Origin of the sequence: Streptomyces sp. NPDC058619 (assembly GCF_042717785.1) — a bacterium.
Taxonomy (GTDB): domain Bacteria; phylum Actinomycetota; class Actinomycetes; order Streptomycetales; family Streptomycetaceae; genus Streptomyces.
Genome location: NZ_JBHXQN010000131.1, coordinates 1 through 4,541, shown reverse-complemented (window position 1 = coordinate 4,541; position 4,541 = coordinate 1). Strand labels below are relative to the sequence as shown.

General features: G+C 73.7%; 6 protein-coding genes. 3 read left to right on the top strand and 3 right to left on the bottom strand.

Annotated features, from left to right (window positions below; translation table 11 throughout):
- Positions 1-505 precede the first annotated feature (505 nt).
- The 3 genes from ACFWTC_RS38600 (at position 506) to ACFWTC_RS38590 (ending at position 2,003) form a co-directional block, all read left to right on the top strand.
- Positions 506-685: a hypothetical protein gene (locus ACFWTC_RS38600; protein WP_384030622.1), complete on the top strand. Its 180-nt coding sequence runs from the start codon at positions 506-508 to the stop codon at positions 683-685.
- A gap of 416 nt (positions 686-1,101) precedes the next feature.
- On the top strand, positions 1,102-1,248 hold the full coding sequence (locus ACFWTC_RS38595) for a hypothetical protein (protein ID WP_384030624.1): 147 nt from the start codon (positions 1,102-1,104) through the stop codon (positions 1,246-1,248).
- 191 nt (positions 1,249-1,439) lie between these two features.
- On the top strand, positions 1,440-2,003 hold the full coding sequence (locus ACFWTC_RS38590; RefSeq protein ID WP_384030626.1) for a hypothetical protein: 564 nt from the start codon (positions 1,440-1,442) through the stop codon (positions 2,001-2,003).
- Between the two features lie 72 nt (positions 2,004-2,075).
- Here the strand turns inward: ACFWTC_RS38590 and ACFWTC_RS38585 are convergent, their stop codons facing one another.
- The 3 genes from ACFWTC_RS38585 to ACFWTC_RS38575 all read right to left on the bottom strand — a co-directional run bounded on the left by ACFWTC_RS38585 (position 2,076) and on the right by ACFWTC_RS38575 (position 4,407).
- Positions 2,076-2,471, bottom strand: a complete 396-nt coding sequence (locus ACFWTC_RS38585) for a hypothetical protein (protein WP_384030628.1) — start codon at positions 2,469-2,471, stop codon at positions 2,076-2,078.
- On the bottom strand, positions 2,468-3,403 hold the full coding sequence (locus ACFWTC_RS38580) for a hypothetical protein (RefSeq protein WP_384030630.1): 936 nt from the start codon (positions 3,401-3,403) through the stop codon (positions 2,468-2,470). Before ACFWTC_RS38580 ends, ACFWTC_RS38585 begins: the two co-directional genes overlap by 4 nt.
- A gap of 95 nt (positions 3,404-3,498) precedes the next feature.
- Positions 3,499-4,407 carry a hypothetical protein gene (locus ACFWTC_RS38575; RefSeq protein ID WP_384075138.1) on the bottom strand — a complete coding sequence of 303 codons (909 nt, stop codon included), beginning with the start codon at positions 4,405-4,407 and terminating at the stop codon, positions 3,499-3,501.
- Positions 4,408-4,541 lie beyond the last annotated feature (134 nt).

Sequence of the window (4,541 nt, the reverse complement as noted above, 5' to 3'; positions counted from 1 at the left end):
CACCCCGGACTTCCTCGATCTCCCCCAAGTTCACGCCGACCAGCATGCCCGACCCGCGACACCAAGATCAACACAAGTTAACGAAGTACTACTAGGCACTCCCCCGGAAGCAGGCGTGTTTTCCTCTCCAACAGGGCAGCGAACACCGGCTCGTCCGAGAAGTTGCGGCGCCCCCGCGCGCCTTTACAGGGTGCGCGCTGCGTCGATGCCGTCGGCGGTGGGGAGGCCACCAGCAGGGCTCTGCTGGAACGGGCGCAGGGGGCCGTCGACACCGTCCTCGCCAGCCGCGTCCACACGTCGGACCTGATCGACCGGCAGGCAAACGCGCTGGCGCTGCCTGCCGAGCTGTGAGGCATCGCGGCCGCGCTCGCCCAGCACCAGGACTGCGCGGGCGGCCCGGCCGCCGTCGCCGGTGCGGACGGAGCCCTGGCCGGAATCGAGCAGCGGGTGAGCGCCTTGGAGGCCTATGCGAGCCAGACCCGGCAGGCCGACGCCTCCACGCCCAGTGACTGCACCAGCAGCAGGTCGTGCAGGATGCCGTGCCGGCCGTAGCGAGGTCCTCGCCCACGCCCCGGCGCACGAGCTGGCCGCCGCTGACACCGACACCATGACCGCGAAGGCCCGCGCCCTCACCGACGCCCTGCGCACCCAGCTCAACGCCCAGGACCCACCCGGACCCGCCTGACCGGGCGCGCCTCGCCGAGAACGGCGTGGACTGGCGCGGTAGCGGGGTCACGCGCGCGGGTAGTCGTGGCGGCGGCGGGTACTGCTGGCCGGGGAGTTCGGCGACGCCGTAGAGGACGATCCGCTCGAACTCCGACAGCTCCCCCGCCCGCCCGTCGTCAGCGGCCTCGTCGATCGCCTTCAGCAGCCGCATCGAGCGCTCCTGGTCCGCCTGGGCCCGCGCCGAGGACGGCCGCCCCGGCGCGGCCGGCGCGGGTCCGGCGGCCTGCGGGAGGTGCAGGGCGCCCGAGCGCCACGCACCGCCCAGCACCACCATCCCGGCCAGCAGCGTCAAGACCGTGCCCGCGACGTCGTATCCGGACCACTGCGCCCACCAGCCGGTCGCGCTCCCCTTCTTTTGCGGGAGTCGTCAATGACGTGCTGCCCGAGAAGCAGGTGAGCCTGTTGGTCGGCTCCCGCCAGTGGCCGCTGCTGGTTGCCCACATGAAGCAGGTCCGTGACCACGAAGGACTTGCTCTCCTCAGCCGCAAGCGCCGGATCACCCAGCATGTTCCGCCTCTTTAGGCGGGCTGCCTGTTCACCGCCCAGGAGGCCGGCGCGACGGAGGCCGGCCTCCGGCAGATCGCCGCTGAACCTCTCCAGAAGAGCTACTTCAAGGACAAAGGCCGCCACGCGAACGACCTGATCGTGGAACTGACGGACATCGACTACCTCAGCCTCGTACCGTATTCAGATCTTCATTCAAGGGAGTCTCAATGCGTCCGCTGTCACTCCGTCTGGCCGTCGTTCTTTCCGTGGTTCCCCTTGCTGCTTGCAGCGACGGCTCAGCCGCCAGCGGTCCGGTGTCACCCGCGAGTACGCCTCCGGCCGCCAGCACACCGCCCTCTGCCAATGCCCCGACACTTTCAGCGGATGACCAGGTCAAGCTCGTCGCGTGGTTCGAGGAGAGTCGTCACAAGCAGGGAATGGGCGTCCTCGACCGCGACCTCGGCAGGCTCAAGCGCAGCGTGGCCATCGACCCCGGCACGCCGGCCGACTTCAGGAACGTCCATTCGGCCTGCAGAGACCTTGACCATGACCTCAATATCATCAAGGACTTCGAGCCCATTCCCGACCCGCCCACCCAGGCACTATGGTCCTCGGCGCTCATGAACCTGCGGCAGGGCGCGACCGAGTGCCTCACCGGTTCCACCGCAAACGATGCCGCCCAGGTCACCAGGGCCAAGACAGCCCTCACGAAGGGTGACACCGACTACTCGGCTGTCGTGGCCCGGCTCGGCAGGGCCCTCGGCGTCGCCCCAACCCCCACACCCAGTTAAAGCCCCCTCCCTCTACTGTTCGGGGCGCCACATCCTCCGCCCCACGGCGCGAGCGGCTGACCGCGCTGGGCATCAAAGCCGCTGAAGCCCCGTCTCCCGCCCCGGCGGCCACACCCGCGGCGAAGTGGCTCGAACAAGGCGCAGCAGGCGTTCCTGCGCTGCCTCGCGGGCGGCGTGCCGCTGGACTTCCTCCGAGGGCGCCACCAGCGGCCCGGCCGCAGGCGCGGCGGGCTGAGGCCGGTACAAGGTGGCCACGGCGACCGTGCCGCCCAGGACCGTCAGGACGAAGTCCGCCTGCGCCAGACCGAGGTGGCCCGCCCGCCAGGCTGCCGCGAGCAGCGCGCCGGCCAGCAGCAGGCCGCGGGCAGCGATCCGGTCCCGGGCCGTCAGCGCCCACCAGGCCGCCCGTACCCGGTCCGTCCACGCCCGGACGCCCCGCCGTCCGGGTGCGGGAGCCTTCGCCGTCACCGCGTACGCCCCGCGCCCTTGCCCGGTGCGGCCTGCTGCCGGCGGGCGGGGACCGCGGCTTCCGTCGGGGCCTGTTGGCCGGGGGCCCGGCGGGTGGGGGTGGTGGTGGAGCGGGAGCGGGCCGCCGCGGCGGACACTCCCCTCGCCACGGCCGCGCGCTCGGCGCTCTGCGCGCGGGCGGCTGCTTCGGCGCGAAGGTCCGGTGCGCCGGGCGCAGCGGCCCGTGCGAGTTCGTCGAGGTCGATGGCCAGGTCCGGCCGTGTGGTCGGTGCGGCGGGGTCGGGGGCGGGGTCGGCGAGGGCGGTGTAGACGAGGGCGGCGCGGCCGATGTCGCGCAGGGCCGCGACGCCGGGGTGTCCGCCGTAGCCGGCGGCGGGGGTGGCTCGCTGGAGGCCGAGGTCGGCGATCCGTGCGCAGGCTGTGAGGGAGGTCTGCCGCCACCAGCCCGCCACGTGGTCGTCGGCCCAGAGCGTGGGGAAGTCCGGGCCGGCCTGGTCCCGGAACACGTCGTGGACGCGCTGCAGGGCGGAGGTGATGGCGTTGATCTGCCCCCACTGCCGGTACGGGTGCAGGTTCACCCCGCAGGACTGGGCCCGGTGCAGAGCGGTCTCGAGCGTGTCGATGCCCTTACCCGGTGAGGCACCGGCCCCGCGGATGGCGGCGATACCGCGCGCCTTGTGCGTCTCTATCCGTACGTACTTCCCGGCGACGGGGCCGGTCCCCGCCGAGGCCAGCGCGAGCTCCAGACCGACGACCGCGTGCCCCACGGCTGCTTCATCGGTCCCCGGCCGGACGCGGTCGAAGCCGGCGAACACGGCGGCGGCGCGCGGCCACGTCCCCGGCGCCACCGGCATTGGGCCCTCCCACAGCGGCATGACCCGCACCCGGGCCGCCGACTTCATCAGCCGGTCGAACTCCTCGTTCGTGTCCACGCGGTCCCCTCGTCTTCGTGGCGTTGTGCTGTGCCTGCTACAAGCCCAGACCGGGCCCGGACGTTACGGCCCGGCCGGGCCCGGCGGCACCGGGGCTACCAGGCACGTTCGGCGCCCCTGGCCGGTGCGGCCTGCTGCCGGTGAGCGGGGATCGCGGCTTCCGTCGGGGCCGGCTGTCCGGGGGCCGCGGCGGACGGGGTGGTGGTGGAGCGGGAGCGGGCCGCCGCCGGGGAAACCCGGACGCGGGACGCGGGCGCGGCCGGGGTGGAGGGCGGTGTCGTCAGGGAGCGCAAGGTCGCGTCCACGAGTCGTCCGGCCGTGGTGGAGGTGGGGCCGTCCTTCCAGCCGGTGTCGGCCTGGAGGCGGGCCAGGTGTCCGGCGAGGAGTGCGGGGCCTCCCTGGTCGCGGATCCGGTCCATGCGGTGGGCAAGGAGGGGCCACTGGCGGGAGCCGACCAGGAGACCGACCTGCGTCTCGGGCAGCGCGTCCTTGACGACGCCGACGATCGTGGCGTGCGCGAGACGGTTCACGCCGAGCTGCTCCAAGGCCTTCGCGCGGTCGCCGAGGTCCAGGTCCCGGGGCACGTCCAGGCCCTCGGTCAGCGGGCCCCAGGAGCGCTTCGCGTCCGTACTCGCGGGCGGCGCCCACGGATCGGCGGCCTCCCGCACCGGCGGCGCCGCAGCCGGAGCGGGAGCGGTACCCGGCGCGGCGGCGGGTGCGGTAGTCGGCCCGGTACCCGGCGCGGCGGCGGGTGCGGGCACACGGGCGTCAGCCGGAGCAGGCGCGGGCGCGGAGGCCGGGGCGGGGGCGGGCGCGGAGGCCGGGGCGGGGGCGGGCGTGGAGGCCGGGGCGGGGGCGGGTGTGGAGGCCGGGGCGGGGGCGGGTGCTTTGGCGGCGGCCGCGGTGGTGACGGCGGCGACGGCCTGGTCGACCCCGGCTCCGGCGGCGTGGGCGTCCACGAGGATTCGGGCGACGTCGATACCGCGGGCGTCGAGGCGGCCCATGTCGGCCGCGATGTCCGGCCAGGCCGGGGAAGAGAGGATTGAAGTTCCCCCTGCGGCCTGGACAGCCTGATACTGGGATGGACGGTCCCGGAGGAAGCAGTTCCAGGTAGTGAGCAAGAAGAGCAACACGAGTA

Bases quoted from the DNA above. Each gene is read 5' to 3' on its own strand.
- ACFWTC_RS38575 (WP_384075138.1), bottom strand. From the start codon at position 4,407: ATGGGCCGCCTCGACGCCCGCGGTATCGACGTCGCCCGAATCCTCGTG.
- ACFWTC_RS38590 (WP_384030626.1), top strand. From the start codon at position 1,440: ATGCGTCCGCTGTCACTCCGTCTGGCCGTCGTTCTTTCCGTGGTTCCC.